The sequence below is a fragment of the Micromonospora phaseoli genome, from assembly GCF_900109115.1.
Classification (GTDB): domain Bacteria; phylum Actinomycetota; class Actinomycetes; order Mycobacteriales; family Micromonosporaceae; genus Micromonospora; species Micromonospora phaseoli.
The window spans coordinates 131,195-151,076 of the sequence record NZ_FNYV01000005.1 but is presented as its reverse complement, the minus strand read 5'-3'; the positions used below and the strand labels follow the sequence as shown (position 1 = coordinate 151,076).

Sequence of the window (19,882 nt, the reverse complement as noted above, 5' to 3'; positions counted from 1 at the left end):
TGGTCAGGTGACCCGGGCGCCGTGGACCGGACCGTGGGCGGTGCGGGCCTGTCGGCACACCCCGGCCGCCTCCAACTCGGCTGCGACGCGTTCGGCGTCGGCGGCGTCGGCGGTGAGGAAGACGCAGGTCGGTCCGGAGCCGGAGACCACGCCGGCCAGCGCTCCGGCCGCCTCGCCGGCCTTGAGGGTGGCCGCCAGCGAGGGGCGCATGGCCAGCGCGGCGTCCTGCAGGTCGTTGCCGAGGGTGGCGGCGAGCACCCGGGGGTCGCGCTGCCGGAGCGCGGCAAGCAGCCCGTCGGTGCTGCCGAGCGGCGCCCCGGCGGAACCGGTCTCGCGGAGCCGGTCGAGCTCCCGGTACGCCTGCGGGGTGGAGAGCCCGCCGTCGGCGAATGCCAGCACCCAGTGCCAGGAGGTGGGGCGGGCCAGGACGGGGCTGACCGCTTCGCCCCGGCCGGTGCCCAGCGCGGTGCCGCCGTAGATCAGGAACGGCACGTCCGAGCCGAGGTCGGCGGCGATGCCGGCGAGTTCGTCGCGGGACAGTCCGGTGCCCCAGAGCGCGTCGCAGGCGACCAGGGCGGCGGCCGCGTCGGCGCTGCCGCCGGCGAGCCCACCGGCGAGCGGGATCTGCTTGCGCAGGTGCAGCCGGGCGTGCGGCATCACGCCGGCGTACCCGGCGAGGGCGTGGGCGGCCCGGATGGCGAGGTTGGAGTCGTCGAGGGCGAGTTCGCCGGTGCCCTCGCCCTCCATGGTGAGGGTGAGCGTGTCGCCCCGCCGTGCGGTCAGCTCGTCGTAGATCGAGATCGCGTGGTAGACGGTGTTCAGCTCGTGGTAGCCGTCCCGGCGCAGCGGGCCGACCCCCAGGTGCAGGTTGACCTTCGCGGGCACCCGTACCCGGACCGGACCGCTGGCCCCGCGCGGCTCGTCGTCATCCGGTCGCCAGGCCTCGGTCACGGGGTGAGGTCCCGGACGGGCAACCGCACGTCGAACGGCTTGGTCACGATCAGCTCCTCGACGGAGTCGGCGACCAGCTCGTACCGGCACCACATGCCGGACACGCCGGGATCGATCGGCTGCGCGGTCACTCGTACACCTCCTCGACGGGCACGGCGTCAGCCTACTGCGCTGCGGGCGTACGGCTGGGGGCCGACGCGGCGACGGCGGCGAACTGCTCGACGGTGAGTGACTCGCCGCGTGCGCCGGGGTCGACCCCGGCGGCGACGAGCGCCGCGCCGGCCCGGTCGGCACCACCGGCCCAGCCGGCCAGCGCGGCGCGCAGGGTCTTGCGGCGCTGCGCGAAAGCGGCGTCCACCACGGAGAAGACCTGCGCCCGAGGTACGTCGGCGCGGGGCGGCTCGCGCCGGGTGAAGGCGACCAGACCGGAGTCGACATTGGGCACCGGCCAGAACACGTTCGGTGGCACCTTCCCGGCGGCTCGCGCGTGGGAGTACCAGGCGAGCTTGACCGACGGCACCCCGTACACCTTGGAACCGGGACCGGCAACGAGCCGGTCGGCGACCTCCTTCTGCACCATCACCAGTCCGTGCCGGAGACTGGGCAGCTCGGCGAGCAGGTGCAGCACCACGGGTACGGCGACGTTGTAAGGCAGATTGGCCACGAGCGCGGTGGGTGCCGGATCGGCCAGGTCGGCGGCGGTGATCCGGAGCGCGTCGGCGTGGTGCACGGTCAGCCGGGCGGCAAGCGGGCCGGCGTGCCGGGCGGCGGTGTCGGACAGCGCGCCGGCCAGGGTCCGGTCGATCTCGACGGCGTGCACGTGGGCGGCGGCGGGCAGCAGGGCGAGAGTGAGTGAGCCGAGCCCGGGGCCGACCTCGAGCGCCACGTCGTCTCCGGTGAGCCCGGCGGCGGTGACGATCCGGCGGACGGTGTTCGGGTCGTGCACGAAGTTCTGGCCGAGCCGCTTGGTGGGTGCGACGCCGAGCCGGGCGGCGAGGTCCCGGATCTCCGCCGGGCCGAGCAGGTCTGCGGCCATACCCGACACCCTACGGGGTAAGGAAGGGCCCCCTATTAACGCCTCGTGTATAGGAGGGGCCCCCTCTTAACAGCTCGGTCGCCCGCGGTCAGTGCCAGGGGCCGAAGGCGCGTTCGCCGGTGGTGGAGATCGCGGCGCACAGGTCGTCGAGGTCGGCGCCGGTGGTGGCAGCCAGGGCCCGGACGGTCAGCGGGATCAGATATGACGCGTTGGGGCGCCCCCGGTGCGGGACCGGCGTGAGGTAGGGCGCGTCGGTCTCCACCAGGATCTGGTCGAGTGGGGTCAGCGCGGCGGCCTCGCGCAGCGGCGCGGCGCTGGCGAAGGTGACGGTGCCGGCGAAGCTGAGCAGATAGCCCCGGCGGACGCACTCGCGGGCGAACTCGGCGTCGCCGGAGAAGCAGTGCAGCACCACCGTCTCCGGCGCGCCCTCGTCGTCGAGGATGCGCAGCACGTCGGCGTGCGCGTCCCGGTCGTGGACGACCAGGGTCCTGCCGTACCGCTTGGCGATGGCGATGTGGGCGCGGAAGCTCTCCTCCTGCGCGGCGCGGCCCTCGTCGCCCGTGCGGTAGAAGTCCATTCCGGTCTCGCCGATGCCGCGCACCCGGTCCTGGGCGGCCAGCGCCTCGATCTGGCGCAGGGCCGCGTCGAGGTCGGCCAGCCGGGGTGCCTCGTTGGGGTGCAGCGCCACCGTGGCCACCACCGCCGGATGTCTGGTTGCCACCTCGGCGCCCCACCGGGAGGACTCGACGTCCACCCCGACCTGCACCAGCCGGTCCACGCCCACGGCGGCGGCGACGTCGATGGCCGCCGCGACCGGATCGGCGGCGGCGCTGCCACCGGGTACGCCGACCTCGCCGAGGGTGATGTCGAGGTGGGTGTGGCTGTCCAGCACCGGGCGGGGCAGCGGCTCCGGCGCGGGCGGGAACTCGCCGGCGCGGCGGGCCGCGCGTTGGCGGCGGGGGTTGGTCGGCTCGCTCATCTCCTCGACAGCATCACACACCGGCCGAATCCACCCGGCCGCCACCCACAGTTCACCTCGGCTACGCCGGGCCCACCTACCGTCGCCGGGTGACTGCGCGAAGCGAGGTGACAGCGTGAGCACCACTCCCCGGGCCGAGAGCGCGGCGCAGGAGCGGACCGGCCTGCGGGTGGCGTACGGCGGGGCGGTCTACCCGGCCGAGGAGGTCGCCCGCGGCGCGGCGTACGAGTTGTTCAGCGCCGACGAGGTGGCCGGGTTCGAGTGGATGCCCCGGCCGAACTCGGCGCTGCCGTGGCGGCGGTTCGTGCACGTCACCGAGGTCACCACCGTGCTCGGGGCGACCGATCAGGCCGAGGATCCGGAGGCGCCGCTGCTGCTGCCGCTGCATCGCGAGCGGGGCTGGACGGAGGTGCACCGGCTCGCCCAGCAGCCGGCCGCCGCGGACGATCCGCTGGTCACCACGGTCCGCGCGTCGGCGGTGCTGCGGCGCGGTACCCGGATGGTGAAGATCCTCTCCGCCCGTCAGCTCGCCGGATACGTGCGGGGCTGGCTGCCGCACGGGTTCTGCTATCGGGAGCACGATGTGGCGCACCTGCGTACCCCGGCGGCCACCACCGTGCTGCGCACCGACGGCGGGGGTGGCCGGGAGGGCGTGGACGTGACGTACGCGTTGCGGTGGCGCGCCGCCGACCCGGGTGACTACGACGTGCCGGCGGGATCGGCGTACCGGGGGCTGGCCGCGCTGGGCGCCCGCGACCGGTTGGGGCCGGCGGTGCTGGGCACCGGATTCACGCCGAGCAGCAACCAGTTGATCCCGGAATTCGTCACCCGGGACCTCGCCGACCTGCCGATGCCGGCGAACGCCACCCTGCTGGCGTATCCGGCGACCGGGCTGGAGGTGGTGCTCTACGCCTACCAGGCGGAGCAACGCGGCTGGCTGCGAATGGTCGGGCCGCAGTGGCGGCACCTGCTCGCCGCGGTGCCCGGCCTGTCGCCGGACCAGGAGTACGTGCCGATCGGGGACGCACCGCGATCGACCACGCTGGTCGGCACGTACGCGGGCGGCGAGTACGAGGCGGTCGCCGACCTGCCCGGCGGTTTCCGGGTGCTGGCGCTGACCCGGGCCGCCCGGTACCCGGTCGACACGGTGACCCGGCGGTTGCGGCTGGCCGCCTGGCGGGAGGTGCCGTGCCTGGTACTGCGGGAGGAGGCGGGCTGGCTGCGGCTGCGGTTGCGCCACCCGAATCCGGACGCGGTCGCCATCACCGGCGCACAGTGCCACGAACGGGGCGTCTACGAGGTCTGGGCTCCGGGCGGTGAGGTCACCGACGACCAGGTGGTGGACCACCCGTACCTCCTCTGACCTGGCCCGGTCGGTGGCGCCGCGGCCAGGAATATCGGCCGTACGCCGGGGAAGGCTCGGTTTCCCACCCTGACAGGAGGACGAGATGCCCTTCATCACCGTCGGCGCGGAGAACTCCGCGCCCATCGACCTGTACTACGAGGACCATGGGTCGGGTCAGCCGATCGTGCTGATCCACGGGTTCCCGTTCAACGGGGCGACCTGGGAGAAGGTCTCCGGACCGCTGCTCGACGCCGGATACCGGGTGATCACGTACGACCGACGCGGCTACGGCAATTCGGCGCAGCCGACGTTCGGGTACGACTACGACACCTTCGCCGCCGACCTCGACGTGCTGATGACGGAGCTGGATCTGCGCAACACGATCCTGGTCGGTCACTCGATGGGCACCGGTGAGGTGACCCGCTACCTGGGCGCGTACGGCTCGGAGCGGGTGGACCGGGCGGTGCTGCTGGCGCCGCTGGCGCCGTACCTGCGGCAGGCGCCGGACAATCCGGAGGGCGTGGAGGCGAGCGTCTTCGAGGGGTTCAAGCAGGCGATCGTGCAGGACCGGTTCGCCTACCTGACCCAGTTCTGCGACGCCTTCTTCAACTACAGCGAGAACAAGGGCAAGCTGGTCAGCGAGGAGGCGTACCGGGCGCACTGGGAGATCGGCGCGCGGGCCTCGGCGATCGCCACGCTGAACTCGGTGGACGCCTGGGGCACCGACTTCCGGGCCGACGTGTCGCGGATCGACGTGCCGGTGCTGATCGTGCAGGGCGACAAGGACAACGTCCTGCCGTACCCGAAGACGGGTCAGCGGCTGCAGCCGCTGCTCTCCGACAGCCGGCTGGTCACCCTCAAGGGCGCGCCGCACGGCACCCCGTGGACCAACGCCAACGAGGTCAACCAGGCGATCATGGAGTTCATCGGCTCGCCGTCCATGGCCAAGGCCCGGGCCTGAGTCGAGCCGGCGTGACCGCTGGTGCGGACGGGTGATCGGCTCCGCGTCAACCGCGGCGGGAACACCCGACGGGTGCGACCCCTTTCCCGGGGCCGCACCCGTCGCCTGCGGCGCCCGCAGTGCGCGTGGCCCGCGGTGCCCGCCGGCCACGGCGCCGGCCGGCGACGAGGTGCGGCGTCACGGTCAGCCGTCGAGCCGGGCCAGCTCCTCGTCGACGATCGACGGGTCGAGCTTGCGGAAGACCGGCTTGGGCACCGCCAGCGGCCGGCCGATCTCCAGGGGTACCGACTCCCAGCGCACGCCCTGCGTGTAGTCCCCGGTCAGCACCGGGTACGCCGGGCCACCGTCGAGGTCGGCGACCTCCTCGACGACCGGCATCGGTGCGTGCACCCCGGTGCCGCCGAGCAGCTCGTGGACCTTCTGCGCGGAGTGCGGCAGGAACGGGGTGAGCAGCGTGTTGATGTCGCTGACCACCTGTAGGGCGACGTGCAGGATGGTGCCCATCCGGGGCTTGTCGGCCTCGGCCTTGAGCTTCCACGGGGCCTGATCGGAGAGGTACTTGTTGGCTTCGGCGGCCACCTTCATCGCCTCGCCGATGGCCTGCTTCTGCCGGTGCCGAGCGATCAGCTCACCGACGGTGGTGAAGCCGGCGCGGCCGGCAGCGAGCAGCGCCTCGTCGGCTTCGGTGAGCCCGTCCGGGCCGACCGGCGGCACCGCGCCGAAGTTCTTCGCCGCCAGCGAGATGGATCGGTTGACCAGGTTGCCCCAGCCGGCGACCAGTTCGTCGTTGTTGCGGCGGAGGAACTCGGCCCAGGTGAAGTCGGTGTCGTTGTTCTCCGGGCCGGCCACCGCGATGAAGTAACGCAGTGCGTCCGCGTCGTAGCGTTCGAGGAAGTCCCGGACGTAGATGACCACCCGGCGGGAGGAGGAGAACTTGCGCCCCTCCATGGTCAGGAACTCGCTGGAGACCACCTCGGTGGGCAGGTTGAGCCGCCCGAGCTGGCCCGGCTCACCATCGTGGCTGCCCTCACCGGAGTAGCCGGCGAGCAGGGCGGGCCAGATCACCGAGTGGAAGACGATGTTGTCCTTGCCCATGAAGTAGTAGGACTGCGAGTCCTTCCCCTCACCATCGGTGGACCACCACTTTCGCCACGCCTCGGGGTCTCCGGAGCGGCGGGCCCACTCGACGGACGCGGAGAGGTAGCCGATGACGGCGTCGAACCAGACGTAGATCCGCTTGTCGGCGCGCTCGCGCCAGCCGTCGAGCGGGATCGGCACCCCCCACTCCAGGTCACGGGTGATGGCCCGGGGCTGGAGGTCGTCCAACAGATTCTTGGAGAACCGCAGCACGTTGGGGCGCCAGCCGTCCCGGGTGTCGAGCCACTGCCGCAGCACGTCGGCGAGCGCCGGCAGGTCGAGGAAGAAGTGCTCGGTCTCGACGAACTTCGGCGTCTCCCCGTTGATCTTCGACCGGGGGTTGATCAGGTCGATCGGGTCGAGCTGGTTGCCGCAGTTGTCGCACTGGTCGCCGCGGGCGCTGTCGTAGCCGCAGATCGGGCAGGTGCCTTCGATGTACCGGTCGGGCAGCGTCCGGCCGGTCGACGGCGAGATGGCACCCATCGTGGTCTTCGGCACGATGTAGCCGTTGCGGTACATCCCCTCGAACAGCTCCTGCACGACCGCGTAGTGGTTACGGGTGGTGGTCCGGGTGAACAGGTCGTAGGAGAGGCCGAGACCGTGCAGGTCCTCCACGATCACCCGGTTGTAGCGGTCGGCCAGCTCACGCGGGGTCAGCCCCTCGGCGTCGGCCTGCACCTGGATCGGCGTGCCGTGCTCGTCGGTGCCGGAGACCATGAGCACGTCGTGGCCGGCCATCCGCATGTATCGGGCGAAGACGTCGGAGGGAACGCCGAAACCGGAGACGTGGCCGATGTGGCGCGGGCCGTTGGCGTACGGCCAGGCCACTGCCGCGAGAACGTGACTCATGGGCAGAAAGCCTAGTGACCCGTCGGGAGCGACCGCGAATCAATAGCGCTCCCCGTTGGGCCCAGCGGCCCAATTCCGCCCGACCGATAGTCCGATTTGTCGCCGACACGCTGCCTGAGCTGCCCGGTCAGCCACCCCCGCCGGTGTCCAATGAAGCGCGTGACTGGCAGCCGAGACCACGAGGACAGCCCTCCCCTCGACATCCGACCGGAACCGACCGGGCCGGCGCGTACCCAGGCGGTGGCACCGCATCCCCGCACGATGCCGGCGGTGCCGGACGGCGGGATGCCGGTCGGACCCGGCCGAGCCGACCCGGCCACCGTCGAACTGGAGCGCACTGGCGTCGAGGTGGAGGCGACCACCGGGGCGCCGGCGGACACGCTGCCGCGCCGGGTCCCGCTCCGGTCGGCGGGCCGCCGGGGCCGCCGGGGTCGGCCCTGCGTCGACGGTACGCCGGACGAGGAGACGTTCTGGGCCCCGATCGAGGAGGTGCACTGGGACGGAACGCCGGTGCGGCAGGATGCGCCCGGCATCCCGTGGTGGCGTCGCCTCTGGCCGGTACGCCGCCGCCGGGAGCGGGCCGTCCATCCGCCGGATCCGCTGGCAGGGCTGGCCGCACTGGTCGGGTTGAGCCTCGCGGCGGCCTTCTTCGCCTGGGTGAGTGCCGGCCCGTTCTGGCTCGCGGTAGGGCACGCCAGCCCGGGCACGGTGATCCTGAGCGGGTGCACCGGTGACGGCCTCGCCCAGCACTGTCGGGGCATCTTCACCGCGACCGACGGGGAGTTCCGGACCCACGGCGTACGGGTCAGCGGGGTGCCCGGGGATCGAACGGCGGCCGGCACGGCGCTGCCCGCCCGGGTGACCGGTCCCGACGGCGAGGTCGCGTACGTCGACCACGGGGTGGGCGCCCAGCTGCGTTGGCTGCTCGGCCTGCTGACGGTGCTCGGCTGCGGGGTGGGCATCGCCCGCTGGACCGGCGCCACCCGACTGCCCGAACCGGGCACCCGACGCTGGGCGGTCACCGCCTCGCTCGCCGGCCCGTTGCTGATCGCTCTCGGCTTCCTCGTCGCCGCCTGGTGACTGCTCCGGGGACCCTACTGCTGGTGCACGACGGTGTACACGTCGCGGCGGCGCAGCCCGTGGGCGGTCGCGACGTCGGTGATCGCGTCCCGGCGGGTTCGGCCGGCCGCCTCCCGCTCCGCCACGAGTGCGCGCAGCGCGTCGTCGTCCGGGCGGGACGGGGGCGCCGCGGGGGCGCCGGCCACCACGAGGGTGATCTCACCGCGCGGGTCGCCGTCGGCAGCCCACCGGGCCAGGTCGCCCAGCGGGCGGCGCAGCACCTCCTCGTACGTCTTGGTCAGCTCGCGGCAGAGGGCGGCGGGCCGTTCGGCACCGAACGCGTCGGCCAGGTCGGTCAGTGCGGCGGCTACCCGGTGTGGTGCCTCGAAGAGGACCAGGGTCCGCTCCTCGGCGGCCAGCGCGCGTAGCCGGGCCCGACGGGCGCCGGGGCTGCGCGGCAGGAACCCTTCGAAGCAGAACCGGTCGCAGGGCAGGCCGGACAGGGCGAGGGCGGTGGTGACGGCGCTGGGCCCGGGTGCCGCGGTGACCGGGATCCCGGCGTCCAGGGCCGCGCGGACCAGCCGGTAGCCGGGGTCGGAGACGCTGGGCATGCCGCCGTCGGTGACCAGCGCGACGAGGTACCCAGCGGTCAGCACCTCGACCAGTTCCGGGGTACGCCGCTCCTCGTTGCCCTCGAAGTAGGAGACGATCCGCCCGGGGATCGTGACGTCGAGGTCCCGGGCGAGCCGGCTCAGCCGGCGGGTGTCCTCGGCGGCGACCACGTCGGCGGTGGCGAGCACCTCGCCCAGTCGGGTGGAGGCGTCGGCGGGGTTGCCGAGCGGCGCGCCGAGCAACACCAGGCGACCCATTTCGGACATTTCACCCACAAGTACGCACTCCTTCATCGATGACCGTTCCGAAATCGGGGACGACAGACGCCACCAACCCCCTCCGCAGCCTACGATCGCCGGGTGACGAGTGCGTCGACAGCACAGAGCGCGGGCCCGGACCAGCCGCCGCCGGACCAGCCGGCGACCACGGCCACCTCCACCGAACCGACAGGCGGTGGCGTGCCGGCGGCGATCCGACGTCGGCTGGCCACCATCGAGGCGGGGCTGGACGATCGCTCGTGGCTTGCCACAGCCGTGGTGGTGGCAATCGCGGCGGTTCTCCGCTTCGCCAACCTCAGCCATCCGCCCGGCAAGATCTTCGACGAGGTCTACTACGCCCGGGACGCCTGGGGCCTGATCGACAAGGGCGTGGAGTGGAACTACAAGGACGGTGGCCCGTCGTACGTGGTCCACCCGCCGCTCGGCAAATGGCTGATCGGCTTCGGCGAGTGGGCCTTCGGCTACGCCGACGCCGAGCACGGCATCTCCGTGCCCGGCCACCTCTTCACCACCTCGCCCGAGTTCGGCTGGCGTTTCTCGGCGGCGCTGTTCGGCACCCTCTCCGTGCTGCTGCTGGTCCGCATCGGCCGCCGGATGTTCCAGTCGACCGTGCTCGGTTGCGCCGCCGGCCTGCTGCTCGCGGTCGACGGCTTCCACCTGGTGCTCTCCCGCACCGCACTGCTGGACTTGTTCCTGCTCTTCTTCGTGCTGGCCGCCTTCGGTGCGCTGGTGCTCGACCGGGACGCGACCCGGCGGCGCTGGGCCCGGGCACTGGAGGCGGGGTTGGATCCGACCGCCCGAGGGCGTGCCGGCCGTCCGCCGACCGGCTGGCGGAACTGGCCCTGGTGGCGGCTGGCGACCGGGGTGCTGCTCGGCTGCGCGTTCGCGGTCAAGTGGAGCGCGCTGTTCTTCGTCCCCGTCTTCGCGCTGCTGATGTTCCTCTGGGACGTCGGCGCCCGCCGCTCGGCCGGGGTACGCCGGCCGTGGCGGGACACCCTGCTCGACGGGGTGCCCTGGATGGTGCTCGCCGGCCTGCTGATGGCGGTGACCTACGTGGCGACGTGGTCCGGTTGGCTGTTCAGCCAGGAGGGCTACTACCGGCTCGCCGAGCGGTACCCGGACGCCGGGCTCAGCGACACGCCGATCATCGGCCCGCTGTGGAACCTGGTGCAGTACCACCAGGCCGCGCTGGGCTTCCACAGCCAGCTCGACGATGCGCACAAGTACCAGTCGTGGCCCTGGCAGTGGTTGCTGCTGGGTCGACCGGTGGCGTTCCACTGGACCGGCGACGGCCCCTGCGGTGCGGCGAGCTGCGCCGAGGAGGTGCTGCTGCTGGGTACCCCGCTGCTGTGGTGGTCGTTCCTGCCCGCGCTGGTGGCGCTGGTGTGGCTCGGTCTGGCGCGACGCGACTGGCGGGCCGGCACGATCCTGCTCAGCGCGGCGGCGGGCCTGTTGCCCTGGTTCTGGTTCGCCCTCGACGGCCGGACGATGTTCTCCTTCTACGCCGCCCCCACGCTGCCGTTCCTCGTGCTCGCGGTGGTCTACGTGCTCGGTGCCATCGCCTCTCCGGCGGGGCTGAGTGGCACCCGACCGGTGGGCGGCGCCGACGAGGAGGCGAGCCAGGACCGACGGCTGGTCGGTGGGGTGATCGCGGGAGCGTACGTGGTGCTGGTCGTCCTCTGCTTCGCGTACTTCTATCCGATCTTCGTGGGTCAGGTGCTGCCGTACGAGGACTGGTCTGGACGGATGTGGTTGGACGGTCGTTGGATCTGAGCCGACGAGACTGATCTCCGCTGCACGGAAAGGGCCCGCACGCTTGGAGCGTGCGGGCCCTTTCCGTGGACGACGTTCGTGTTGGTGAAAAATAGGGCGCGCCCCGATCGCCTGCCACGGGGGAAGCGGGCGATTGGGGCGCGCATCAGCAGCTTAACTACCCGCGACCAGCGGCACAACGGGGCGGCGCAAGTCAGATTTCCGACGCAGGCGCAAACTGGCGGGGATCCGCGCACACCGTCACCCCTGCGTGATCTTCTGCGGACTCTACGCTGCGCCAAGACATCCACCCGCCGCCGAGCTGAATCGTTTCTTCCAGCGACGCGAGCAGCCCTTGCATCGATCCGGCTCGAACGCAAGTCCGAACAGGACAGCGGGTGGCCGGGGCGATCAGAACCGCTTTGATCGGCGCGGCAGCCAGCCGAAGAACCGGTCCTGCAACGAGGTCGATCCGCTGGCGTGCAGATCGGCGGCCGCGGCAGCCAGGCAGGCACCCAGGTAGACGCTGAGCATCGCCCGATCCGCGCCGTACTCGGTCAGCAGTCGGTCCTGTTTCGGCTCGCAGGGCCAGAGCGCGCCGCAGGTGCCACACGTCCAGTCGGGGGTCAGCGGGGCGTGCTCGCCGACCTGCGCCTGCGGCGCGGTTCCGCCCGCCTCGACCATCGTGACACCCGAGCGATCCGCAACACCCGTCATCGCGCTCCCTTCCGCCTCCAACTGGGCGGCGGGTGGGCACCCGCCGCCGGTCCCTACATGCCTCGTGCGCAGCTATAGCGCCCTGGGACGCCACGGTGTTACGCCGTTGCGGTACGTTGACCAACCATGGTCACCGCGACCCGCTGTAGGCAGGGCATCAACCCAGCGCATCCATCGTCGCCGGTCGACGGTACCGGTACCGCTGGCCGAAAGCACTACCACGGAGCGGAAGGTGCGTGACCTGCTTCCGCCCGCCGTCGCGGTGGCCGTGGCCGAGCCGGGCGACTGGTCCGGGCAGTTGCACGCCGCAGAGGCGGCCTGCCTCGGCGAGCGGGCGGTCCAGAGCCGCCGGCGCGACTTCACCGCCGGTCGGGTCTGCGCCCGGCGCGCCATGGCCGCGCTCGGCCTGTCCCCGGTCGCCGTACCGGCCGCCGCCGACCGGTCGCCGGTCTGGCCGGCGGGGATGGTCGGCACCATCACGCACACCCGCGACTACTGCGCCGCCGCCGTGGCCCGCAGCAGCGAGATCCGTGCGGTAGGGATGGACGCCGAGCGGCACAAGGAGCTGAGCGCGGGGGTACGTCGCCTGATCTGCCTGCCCGAGGAGGACGAGTGGTGCGCACGGTTGCCGCCGGGCATCTCCTGGCCGGCAGTGATCTTCAGCGCGAAGGAGACCGTCTACAAGATCTGGCACCCGATCGTCGGCGGTTGGCTGGACTTCCACGACGCGCTGGTGCACGTCGACCCCGACGCCAGGACCTTCACCGCACGGATCTCGACGGCCCGGGTCGCCGCCGCCTCGGCCACCCAACCGCCGTCGCTGGTCACCGGCCGCTTCGCTGTCGACGACGACCTCGTACGCACCGCTGCCACGCTCCCCGCCCGGTGACGCCCCCGGGCTGACGTCGCTCATCGCACCACTGCCGACACCACCGTTGACATCGCCGCAGCCGTCGCTGTCGCCTGCCCGCAGGTCTATTCACTAGACAGCAGTATTGGAAATGAACTACTGTCTATCGAAATTGGTGGCGAGCTTGTCCGGCCGCCGCCTGTCACCGACCCACACCCACCGGAAGGGCTGGTCATGGCAGGACCTCGTACCGCAGCGGCACCCGCGCGTTCCATCCGCTCATTGACCCTGACCTGGTTGGCCGTCGCCCTGTTCGCGGTCACCGGCTGCGGCGGCGACTCCACCCCGTCCCCGACCGGGCAGCCGGCGGGCGAGCCAACCGCAGCCAGCGACCCGCTGGCCGACGGCGACCCGCTGGCCGACGGCGGCGGGACCGCAGTCGACACACCCACCAGCGCGGCAGCCGCTCCGGCCGTCGTCGATCCCTGCTCCCTGGTCTCGCGGCAGGAGGCCGAACAGCTGGCCGGCACCACCCTCAACGAGCCCCGGAAGGTCAAGGCGACCTGCACCTACACCGCGCCACCGTCCGGGCCGACCGCGCAGGTGGAGGTATTCGTCGGCGCCGGGGCGAAGAAGATCCTCGACGTCAACCGCAACCTCGGCCACGAGCTGCGCGAGCTGCCGGGTGTCGGGGACGAGGCCTACGCCGAGGACCGGGTCGTCTACGTCCACAAGGGCGGCCAGTGGGTCTCGGTCCGGCTGGTCCGGCTCAACGACCCGGCCGAGAACCGGCAGGGGCTGGAGGCCGTCGCCCGTCAGGTCGCCGACCGGCTCTGAGCCTCGGCCCGGACGGTCTCCGGACGATGACCCGGCTGGTTCTGAACCTTGATCCGGCCGGGTCTGAGCCTTGATCCAGACGGCGGGCGCGTGGTCTCCGGCCGGAGTCTCTGTCCGGAGTGGACATCGCTACACTCCGCCCGGTGATCAACAAGAGATGGTCGTCAGCCGTCCTGCTCGGGCTGCTGGCGGCGACCACCCTGGCCGGCCCGGTGCCGGCATCCGCCGACGACAAGGCAGAACCCATCGCGGAGCCACCCCGCGTCCAGCTGGTGCTGGACGTCAGCGGCTCGATGCGGGCCACAGACATCGACGGGCGCAGCCGGATCTCGGTCGCGCAGCAGGCGTTCGGCGAGGTGGTGGACGCCCTACCCGACGAGACACAGCTGGGCATCCGGGTGCTCGGCGCCACCTACCAGGGCAAGGACAAGAAGCAGGGCTGCCTCGACACCCAGCAGATCGTGCCGGTCGGCGCGGTCGACCGGGCGAAGGCGAAGGCGGCCGTCGCCACGCTGCGCCCGACCGGGTTCACCCCGGTGGGACTCGCCCTGCGCGAGGCGGCCAGGGACCTGGGCGCCGGTGCCACCGCCCGGCGGATCGTGCTGATCACCGACGGCGAGGACACCTGCGCCCCGCCGGACCCGTGCCAGGTGGCGCGGGAACTGGCCGCCCAGGGCACCACGCTGGTGGTCGACACGCTCGGCCTCGCCCCAGACGAGAAGGTACGCCGGCAGCTGCTCTGCATCGCCGCCGCCACCGGCGGGACCTACACCGCGGCGCAGAGCGCCGAGGACCTCACCGACCGACTGAAGCAACTGGTGGAGCGGGCCCGCGACACCTACACGACCACGCCAGCGAAGGTCGACGGGACCGACGCCTGCCAGGACGCGCCGCTGCTCGCCCCCGGCGTCTACACCGACCGGGAGAGCTTCTCCGAGCACCGCTGGTACCGGGTGCCGGTCCGGCCGGGACAGGAGCTACGCGCCTCGGTCAGCATGGCGCTCGACCGGCCGATCAAACCCGACCACGGCGTACTGCTGCGCGCCACCGCCGCCGACGGTCGGGAGCTCGTCCGAGGGGTGGACGCCGGCAGTGGACGCACCGACGTCGTATCCGCCGGCCTACGCTGGTCGGCCACCGAGGACAGCGACGACGCCGAGCGCGACGAGGACGCCACCCCAACTCCGACGGCCAGCTCGACCTCGGCCGTCACCACCGTCTGTCTCGTGGTCAGCAACATGTTCTCGCCCGCAGCCGGCACCGCGGCCGACCCGGGCATGCCGGTCGAGCTGACCGTCGACGTGGTCGCCGCCTCACCCGCACCGGACGGCCCGGACCTGGGTCGAGGCTGGGTGCTGCTGCTCCTGCTGACCCTGGCCGGCCTGCTCACCGGGCTCGTCACCGGCCTGCTCACCCGCTGGTGGGTAGCCACCTGGAGGAACTGAAGATGCGTACCCTCTCGGCAACCGCCGCCGCACTGCTGGCCGCCGGCGTCGCCCTGGCCCCGGCCACAGCGCTGGCCGCGCCCACCCCGACCCCCTCCCCCGGTGCCACCACCGTCACCAAGGCCGGCACCACGTTCCTGGGCGCCACCCCACTCGCCGCCGGCCAGCCCGTCCGGGTCAGCGCGTCGACCGGCGAATACCTCTACTGGGCGTTCCCGGCCGCCGCTGGCGAGATCCACGAGATCACCGCGACGGTCGCCCTCGCCCAGAACCGCAGCGGCCGGTCCACCTGGACGGTCGAGGTCTTCGACGGGCTGCGCCGCCGGCAGGCATGCACGGCCGGCGCGCAGACGCCGACCGCCGACGCCTCGGCGCGCAGCGTGGCGATCGGCTGCACCCTGCGGCGGGTCCGCCCGTGGGCCGAACCGTGGTCCGCCGATCCGCTGCCCGGCACGTACTACGTGCGGCTGACGGTGGTCGAGATACCGGAGCCCGACCTCGGCCTGCCGATCGACGTGGACCTGTTGGTCTCCACCACCGGTGACGCCGACACGTCGTCTGACGACGGCAGGCTGGAGGCCGCACTGGTGCCGCCGGCCAACGCCGGCACGGTGCTGGACACCGAGCCGACGGTCGCGCCGGAGGCGGAGGAGGAGAGCGGCTGGAACCTCAGCCTCACCGGCTGGCTGCCCGAGGCCGGCTCCCGCTGGATCTGGACCACCGCCGGTGGCGTACTGGCCGCCGTGGCCGGCGTGGTCGGCTTCGCCCTGACCCGCCGCCCCTCCACCAGGCGAGTTGCCGGGTAATTCCAGCACCAGGTGAGCCCACCGGCAGGGCGCGACCAAGGTGCCCGGTCGCGCCCTGCCGGTGGCCCCCGGCAGGGCGCGACCGGGTGGGCGCCGTCGGCCAGCCGGCGAATCCGACCCGCGTGGTGGCGTACGGAACGGCTCTCTTTCTGCCGGTGGTGCGGGTGCGGTGCCCAGGCGCCGAAGCGCCTGGGCACCGTCGCGGGTCAGAGTCGGTCCAGGATCTTCTTCATGGTGTCGATCTCGGCCCGCTGGGTGGTGATGATGCGCTGCGCCAACGCTCTGGCTTCCGGATTGGCGCCCTCAGCGGCCTCCTCCTCGCCCATCGTGATGGCCCCTTCGTGGTGGGCGATCATCATGGTGAGGAACTGTCGGTCGAACTCCGTCCCGGAGGCAGCCGCGAGCTTGGCCATGTCGGCGTCGGACATCATGCCCGGCATCTCGTGGTCCATCTCAGGCGTACTGTGGATCGTCCCGTGGCCGTCGCCGTCTGCGCCAGGCATCGGCGCTCCCCACTGCGTCAGCCAGTGCCGCAGCTGGGTGATCTCCGGCGCCTGGGCGTCCTTGATCTGCACGGCGAGCTGCTCCACCTGCGGGTCGGAGGCCCGGGTGGCGGCCAGGTCGGACATCTCCACCGCCTGCTGGTGGTGCGGAATCATCATCTGGGCGAACATCACGTCGGTCGCGTTGCTGGCGGCGGATTCCCCGCTGAACGCGCTGGCGGACGAAGTGCCGGGCGCGTCGTGGGCGGCACCGTGGTCGGAGCCGCAGGCGGCGAGACCGACAGCGACGGCGAGGCTCACGCCGAGCTGGAGGGTCCGGCGCAGGTAGGTGCGATTCATGATCGAAAGGGCCTTTCAAGATCGGTGAACAGGCAGGACTCGTCGGCGCGGTCGCCCCGTCCGGGGTACGCGCTGGTCGCTCCTATATCCGCAGCACCGATGCCGAGGCCGTGGTGAGGCCGATCGTGGTGGCCGTCGGCGGCGCCCGACCGCCCACTGCCCGGGTGTGACTACGACCCCGTGGCCGCAGGCTTCGGGTACGGCGAAGGAAATGGGCGGCAAGCACGACGGCGAGGGCGAAGCCGGTGAGGATCGCCATGCAGACGGCCCAGCCCGTGGCGTGGCCGTGCCCCGGTTCCTCGGAGGCCGGGGCGGCCTGTTCGATACACCGCTCGACGTGGCATCCGTCGGCAAGAGCGGGCGTGGCCGGCGCGGCGTGGCTGCCGTGCCCGGCCGTGCCCAGGATGGGGTCGTGGCCCAGGCTGTGCATCGCGGCCAGCCCGAACAGGGTGCACACAAGCAGCACGAACCGGAGCCGTCGCCCGGTGGTGGCCGCTTCGCCTCGCACTCAGTCACGGTATCGTCCGGCCGACCATCACTCGCACCGAACCCGGCGCTAGCCGCCGGGCTTGATCTGCTGCGTGATCGAGGGGTCGGTGATCTTGGTGTCGTTGGCCAGCAGCATCGCCTTGCTGAGAATGACGGCGAGCATGCCGTCCCCCTCGAACGGCAGGAACTGCTGCTCACCCGTCCGGCCCGCGGCACGGTCCGGCACGATGCAGAGGTACTCGTCGTTCGGGCTCATCAGGATGTTGCCCGACCCAAGGTGGATCCGGTACGTGCGCAGGTCGCCGTCGACCACCAGGAACCGGCCGTCGATGCGGGCGTGGCGCCCCACCGCCAGCCGGGGCAGCAGCCGGGTCAGCAGGTCCCGCCGGGTCTCGGCGGTCACCGAAAGCTCCCCGAAGCTGTACGACGCCCAGTAGTCCCGGTACCGGCCCTGCGGTCCCCCATCCGACCAGGTCGGGTCGTTGCCGACGCTGGACACCCCGACGAACAGGTCCACGTCCCGCATGACCTCGCTGAGCACCAGCGGCGGAACCTGATCCAGCGGCAGCGGGTCGGCCGGCACGGTGCCCGTCCACCGCTCCGACGTGTAGCCGCCGCCGGAGGCGTGCGAGGTGTTCTGCGCGGCCGCGATCGGATAGAAGCGCACCTGGTCGGTGACGAGCCGCAGGTACGACCCGCTCTCGGTGGTGTCCGCGCCCCAGTCGTCGCCGATGCCCTCCACCCAGTACTCGGCGCGCAGGCCCCACCTGGGCAGCTCGCGAGCGGTCGGCGGGTAGGAGTCGTCGACCATCAACCGGAGTCGGTCGGTCCAGCCCCGGATCGCGGCCAGTGCGTGGTACTGATGTTGACGCAGGATGTGCCCGGCAAACCGGTTGGAGTAGGTGCCGGTGGTCTCCTCGGCCGGCGTGAGCAGGTAGACCTCCCGGTGAGCCTGCTTGAACGGCTGGACGATCTGGTGCCGCTCCAACCACTCCCGCCAACCGACGACCTCCGGCACCGGCCGGCCGATCGGATGCCAGATCCGCACCTCGGCGTCGTCGCGGGCGATCACCGGAGTGTCGTCCAGGGTGCGTAGCGAGCCGTCCGCCCAACCGCAGGGCACCCCGCCGATCAGCCAGATCAGCCGGCGGGCCAGCGCGCCGACCAACGGATGGTCCAGGTAACGCTGCCGCCACCCGGTGAGGGTCCAGTGCCGCTGGGCCAGGAAGAGCCGGTCCAGCCGGGCCGTCTGGGCCGCCAGCATGCCGGTGACCTCCTTGGCGAGGCCCTTCAGCTCGGCCAGTTGGGCCGGGTGATCCCGGCGTACCGCCGCCGGTGGACTCTTCACCTGCCGGCCGGACTCGTTGTGCCAGGCCAGGGTGGCGCTGGTGGAGTCGATCAGCAGCTCGGCCCGGCAGCCGCCGAGGGTCACCTCGTGCCGGCCCACCCCGGTCAGACCGTAGTCCGGGACGGCCAACTCCTCGATCTCGTCCCGGCCGATGCCGAGCGCCGCAGCACGGGCGTCGAGCGCCTTGTCGATCTCGTTGCCGGTGCCCTTGTAGGTGACCCGGGCCGACAGCCGGGCAAGCTGCGCCAGCGCCGCCTCGCCGTCGATTCGCCCGAGCACCCCGACCGCGGCGTTGGCCACCTTCGGGCAGGCTGGCCCGATTCCGGGCAGCCGGCGCAGCATCGCCTCGACCAGGCCGGCGATCCGGCGGACCTGCTCCGGCGTCGGTCCGGTCAGCTCGACCAACCAGAGCAGGCCACGCAGCAGATCCGCGTTGGCCGAGGTCGGCGGCGTGTGCGGAGTACGGGTAGCGGCGGCCAGCCACCGACCGAGGACCTCCCTCGTCTCGGCCGGGTCGATCGCGGTGAGCAGCCGGGACGCCTCGGTCGACCAGCCGACCGTCGGCCGGGCCATGGCGGCGGTGCTGGCGTGGCCGACCAACCGCTGCCAGGCCGGGTCGAGGGTGGGCAGCTCGGTGAGCATCTGCCGGGCCCACGGGTCTGCCGGGTCGAGTTGCGGGCCGGACAGTTCGACCATCAGCTGCCGCAGCCGTTGACTCTCGTCGGAGCGGTCGACCAACACCGCCACCAGTTCGGCGGGGAGCGGACCGGCGGCGATCATCCCCCGCGCCACGGTCTCCAGCGCCGTCGGTGACAGCGAGTACGGCTCCTCGACGGCGTAGGCCGCGAGATCCTGGAGTTGCTCCGGTGTCAGGTCGGCGGGGAGCCGGCGGGCCAACTGCCCGATCAGCTCCAGCGTCGCCCACTTCCGACTCCGGTCCCTGCGATGGACCGCGACCATGGCCTGGACCAGCCTGGCCACGTCCGGACGGGACAGCGGGCGCAGCGCGGCGCGTACCTCCGGGTTGTCCCGGCACAGCCGGGCGTGCGTGTAGAGGTGGCCGGCCAGGGCAGTCAGGTCGTTCTCGGCGACCAGGGCGCGGGTCCGGGTGACGTGCCAGGTGGGGTCGGTGATGGTGGTCATCAGCCACCGACCAGCGCGACGAGCTTGAGGAAGGTGACCTCGGTGTCGCGGCGCAGGTCGACCTCGTCGTCCAACTCCTCGACCTGCCGGTCGCCGACCAGCACCACGAAGCCGTTGCGGCCGAACGCCTCCTCGGCGAGGGCGAACTGCCGCTCCGGATCGACCCGGCGGGCGGTGCGCTGGGCCGGGTCACCGTTGAGCGCCCGCTCGGTCGGGCTGGGCTGCACCAGGAGCCGGCGGGGACCTGCGTTGGCGGCGTTGTGCTCGGCCACCTCCTGGTGGATCCGCCGCCGGATCAGCTCGCGCAGCGTCAGCCGCTCCTCGAAGATCTGCAGGGCCCACCCGGGGGTACGAGCACCGGCCGTGCTCTCGTCTACAAAGGTCACGGTCGCCATGCCGCAGGAGTCTAGGTACGCCCCCCGACACGCTGACGCTGGCGCATGCCG

General features: G+C 72.3%; 19 protein-coding genes. 8 read left to right on the top strand and 11 right to left on the bottom strand.

Translation table 11 applies throughout. The features are described 5' to 3' along the window. Nucleotides 1-3: 3 nt before the first annotated feature. The 4 genes from BMY89_RS14925 to BMY89_RS14915 all read right to left on the bottom strand — a co-directional run bounded on the left by BMY89_RS14925 (nucleotide 4) and on the right by BMY89_RS14915 (nucleotide 2,966). Nucleotides 4-951 carry a 4-(cytidine 5'-diphospho)-2-C-methyl-D-erythritol kinase gene (locus BMY89_RS14925; RefSeq protein ID WP_092380577.1) on the bottom strand — a complete coding sequence of 316 codons (948 nt, stop codon included), beginning with the start codon at nucleotides 949-951 and terminating at the stop codon, nucleotides 4-6. After that, entirely contained in the window at nucleotides 948-1,082 is a 135-nt protein-coding gene (locus BMY89_RS31350) for a hypothetical protein (RefSeq protein ID WP_269766867.1), read from the bottom strand. Before BMY89_RS31350 ends, BMY89_RS14925 begins: the two co-directional genes overlap by 4 nt. Nucleotides 1,083-1,114: 32 nt before the next feature. Then, entirely contained in the window at nucleotides 1,115-1,987 is an 873-nt protein-coding gene (gene rsmA, locus BMY89_RS14920; RefSeq protein ID WP_092380576.1) for a 16S rRNA (adenine(1518)-N(6)/adenine(1519)-N(6))-dimethyltransferase RsmA, read from the bottom strand. Nucleotides 1,988-2,075: 88 nt separating this feature from the next. Further along, nucleotides 2,076-2,966 (bottom strand): TatD family hydrolase, encoded by an 891-nt coding sequence (locus BMY89_RS14915; protein ID WP_092380575.1) that lies wholly within the window; start codon nucleotides 2,964-2,966, stop codon nucleotides 2,076-2,078. Between the two features lie 115 nt (nucleotides 2,967-3,081). On the opposite strand from BMY89_RS14915, the gene BMY89_RS14910 reads away from it, so the two are divergent. Further along, the gene (locus tag BMY89_RS14910; RefSeq protein WP_092380574.1) at nucleotides 3,082-4,329 is read left to right on the top strand and encodes a hypothetical protein; all 1,248 of its coding nucleotides are present in this window, start codon (nucleotides 3,082-3,084) and stop codon (nucleotides 4,327-4,329) included. An 85-nt stretch (nucleotides 4,330-4,414) separates the two neighbouring features. Then, the gene (locus BMY89_RS14905; RefSeq protein ID WP_092380573.1) at nucleotides 4,415-5,272 is read left to right on the top strand and encodes an alpha/beta fold hydrolase; all 858 of its coding nucleotides are present in this window, start codon (nucleotides 4,415-4,417) and stop codon (nucleotides 5,270-5,272) included. A gap of 183 nt (nucleotides 5,273-5,455) precedes the next feature. On the opposite strand, the gene metG is transcribed toward BMY89_RS14905, so the two are convergent. Then, a complete protein-coding gene (gene metG, locus BMY89_RS14900) occupies nucleotides 5,456-7,258 on the bottom strand; it encodes a methionine--tRNA ligase (RefSeq protein WP_092380572.1) in 1,803 nt (600 codons plus the stop codon). A 159-nt stretch (nucleotides 7,259-7,417) separates the two neighbouring features. Here metG and BMY89_RS14895 point away from each other — a divergent pair, with 159 nt between their 5' ends. Beyond that, on the top strand, nucleotides 7,418-8,338 hold the full coding sequence (locus BMY89_RS14895; RefSeq protein ID WP_232521344.1) for a hypothetical protein: 921 nt from the start codon (nucleotides 7,418-7,420) through the stop codon (nucleotides 8,336-8,338). Nucleotides 8,339-8,352: 14 nt separating this feature from the next. On the opposite strand, the gene rsmI is transcribed toward BMY89_RS14895, so the two are convergent. Further along, nucleotides 8,353-9,222: a 16S rRNA (cytidine(1402)-2'-O)-methyltransferase gene (gene rsmI, locus BMY89_RS14890; protein WP_372433285.1), complete on the bottom strand. Its 870-nt coding sequence runs from the start codon at nucleotides 9,220-9,222 to the stop codon at nucleotides 8,353-8,355. Nucleotides 9,223-9,288: 66 nt separating this feature from the next. Here rsmI and BMY89_RS14885 point away from each other — a divergent pair, with 66 nt between their 5' ends. Beyond that, a complete protein-coding gene (locus tag BMY89_RS14885) occupies nucleotides 9,289-10,980 on the top strand; it encodes a dolichyl-phosphate-mannose--protein mannosyltransferase (protein WP_092380570.1) in 1,692 nt (563 codons plus the stop codon). Between the two features lie 390 nt (nucleotides 10,981-11,370). Here BMY89_RS14885 and BMY89_RS14880 read toward each other — a convergent pair whose 3' ends face one another. Then, a complete protein-coding gene (locus BMY89_RS14880; RefSeq protein ID WP_232521343.1) occupies nucleotides 11,371-11,676 on the bottom strand; it encodes a hypothetical protein in 306 nt (101 codons plus the stop codon). A gap of 232 nt (nucleotides 11,677-11,908) precedes the next feature. Between BMY89_RS14880 and BMY89_RS14875 the strand changes: the two genes are divergently transcribed. The 4 genes from BMY89_RS14875 (at nucleotide 11,909) to BMY89_RS14860 (ending at nucleotide 15,614) form a co-directional block, all read left to right on the top strand. Further along, complete coding sequence (locus tag BMY89_RS14875) at nucleotides 11,909-12,565, top strand: 4'-phosphopantetheinyl transferase family protein (RefSeq protein WP_092380568.1); 657 nt, start codon at nucleotides 11,909-11,911, stop codon at nucleotides 12,563-12,565. A gap of 195 nt (nucleotides 12,566-12,760) precedes the next feature. Then, entirely contained in the window at nucleotides 12,761-13,363 is a 603-nt protein-coding gene (locus BMY89_RS14870; protein ID WP_139217952.1) for a DUF3558 domain-containing protein, read from the top strand. A 143-nt stretch (nucleotides 13,364-13,506) separates the two neighbouring features. Then, nucleotides 13,507-14,808: a VWA domain-containing protein gene (locus BMY89_RS14865; protein WP_092380823.1), complete on the top strand. Its 1,302-nt coding sequence runs from the start codon at nucleotides 13,507-13,509 to the stop codon at nucleotides 14,806-14,808. Between the two features lie 2 nt (nucleotides 14,809-14,810). Beyond that, the gene (locus BMY89_RS14860) at nucleotides 14,811-15,614 is read left to right on the top strand and encodes a peptidase (protein ID WP_092380824.1); all 804 of its coding nucleotides are present in this window, start codon (nucleotides 14,811-14,813) and stop codon (nucleotides 15,612-15,614) included. Between the two features lie 206 nt (nucleotides 15,615-15,820). On the opposite strand, the gene BMY89_RS14855 is transcribed toward BMY89_RS14860, so the two are convergent. From BMY89_RS14855 to BMY89_RS14840, 4 genes are all read right to left on the bottom strand, one after another. Beyond that, nucleotides 15,821-16,456, bottom strand: coding sequence for a DUF305 domain-containing protein (locus BMY89_RS14855; RefSeq protein WP_092380566.1), 636 nt, complete (start codon nucleotides 16,454-16,456; stop codon nucleotides 15,821-15,823). An 82-nt stretch (nucleotides 16,457-16,538) separates the two neighbouring features. Then, nucleotides 16,539-16,964, bottom strand: coding sequence for a DUF6153 family protein (locus BMY89_RS14850; protein ID WP_092380565.1), 426 nt, complete (start codon nucleotides 16,962-16,964; stop codon nucleotides 16,539-16,541). A 48-nt stretch (nucleotides 16,965-17,012) separates the two neighbouring features. Continuing rightward, nucleotides 17,013-19,436: a DUF4132 domain-containing protein gene (locus BMY89_RS14845; RefSeq protein WP_092380564.1), complete on the bottom strand. Its 2,424-nt coding sequence runs from the start codon at nucleotides 19,434-19,436 to the stop codon at nucleotides 17,013-17,015. After that, on the bottom strand, nucleotides 19,436-19,831 hold the full coding sequence (locus tag BMY89_RS14840; RefSeq protein ID WP_092380563.1) for a hypothetical protein: 396 nt from the start codon (nucleotides 19,829-19,831) through the stop codon (nucleotides 19,436-19,438). Before BMY89_RS14840 ends, BMY89_RS14845 begins: the two co-directional genes overlap by 1 nt. Nucleotides 19,832-19,882 lie beyond the last annotated feature (51 nt).

Excerpts from the sequence above, each read along its gene's own strand:
- rsmA (WP_092380576.1), bottom strand. The coding sequence starts at position 1,987 with ATGGCCGCAGACCTGCTCGGCCCGGCGGAGATCCGGGACCTCGCCGCC.
- BMY89_RS14915 (WP_092380575.1), bottom strand. The coding sequence starts at position 2,966 with ATGAGCGAGCCGACCAACCCCCGCCGCCAACGCGCGGCCCGCCGCGCC.
- BMY89_RS14905 (WP_092380573.1), top strand. The coding sequence starts at position 4,415 with ATGCCCTTCATCACCGTCGGCGCGGAGAACTCCGCGCCCATCGACCTG.
- metG (WP_092380572.1), bottom strand. The coding sequence starts at position 7,258 with ATGAGTCACGTTCTCGCGGCAGTGGCCTGGCCGTACGCCAACGGCCCG.
- rsmI (WP_372433285.1), bottom strand. The coding sequence starts at position 9,222 with ATGAAGGAGTGCGTACTTGTGGGTGAAATGTCCGAAATGGGTCGCCTG.
- BMY89_RS14880 (WP_232521343.1), bottom strand. The coding sequence starts at position 11,676 with ATGACGGGTGTTGCGGATCGCTCGGGTGTCACGATGGTCGAGGCGGGC.
- BMY89_RS14870 (WP_139217952.1), top strand. The coding sequence starts at position 12,761 with ATGGCAGGACCTCGTACCGCAGCGGCACCCGCGCGTTCCATCCGCTCA.
- BMY89_RS14860 (WP_092380824.1), top strand. The coding sequence starts at position 14,811 with ATGCGTACCCTCTCGGCAACCGCCGCCGCACTGCTGGCCGCCGGCGTC.
- BMY89_RS14855 (WP_092380566.1), bottom strand. The coding sequence starts at position 16,456 with ATGAATCGCACCTACCTGCGCCGGACCCTCCAGCTCGGCGTGAGCCTC.
- BMY89_RS14845 (WP_092380564.1), bottom strand. The coding sequence starts at position 19,436 with ATGACCACCATCACCGACCCCACCTGGCACGTCACCCGGACCCGCGCC.
- BMY89_RS14840 (WP_092380563.1), bottom strand. The coding sequence starts at position 19,831 with ATGGCGACCGTGACCTTTGTAGACGAGAGCACGGCCGGTGCTCGTACC.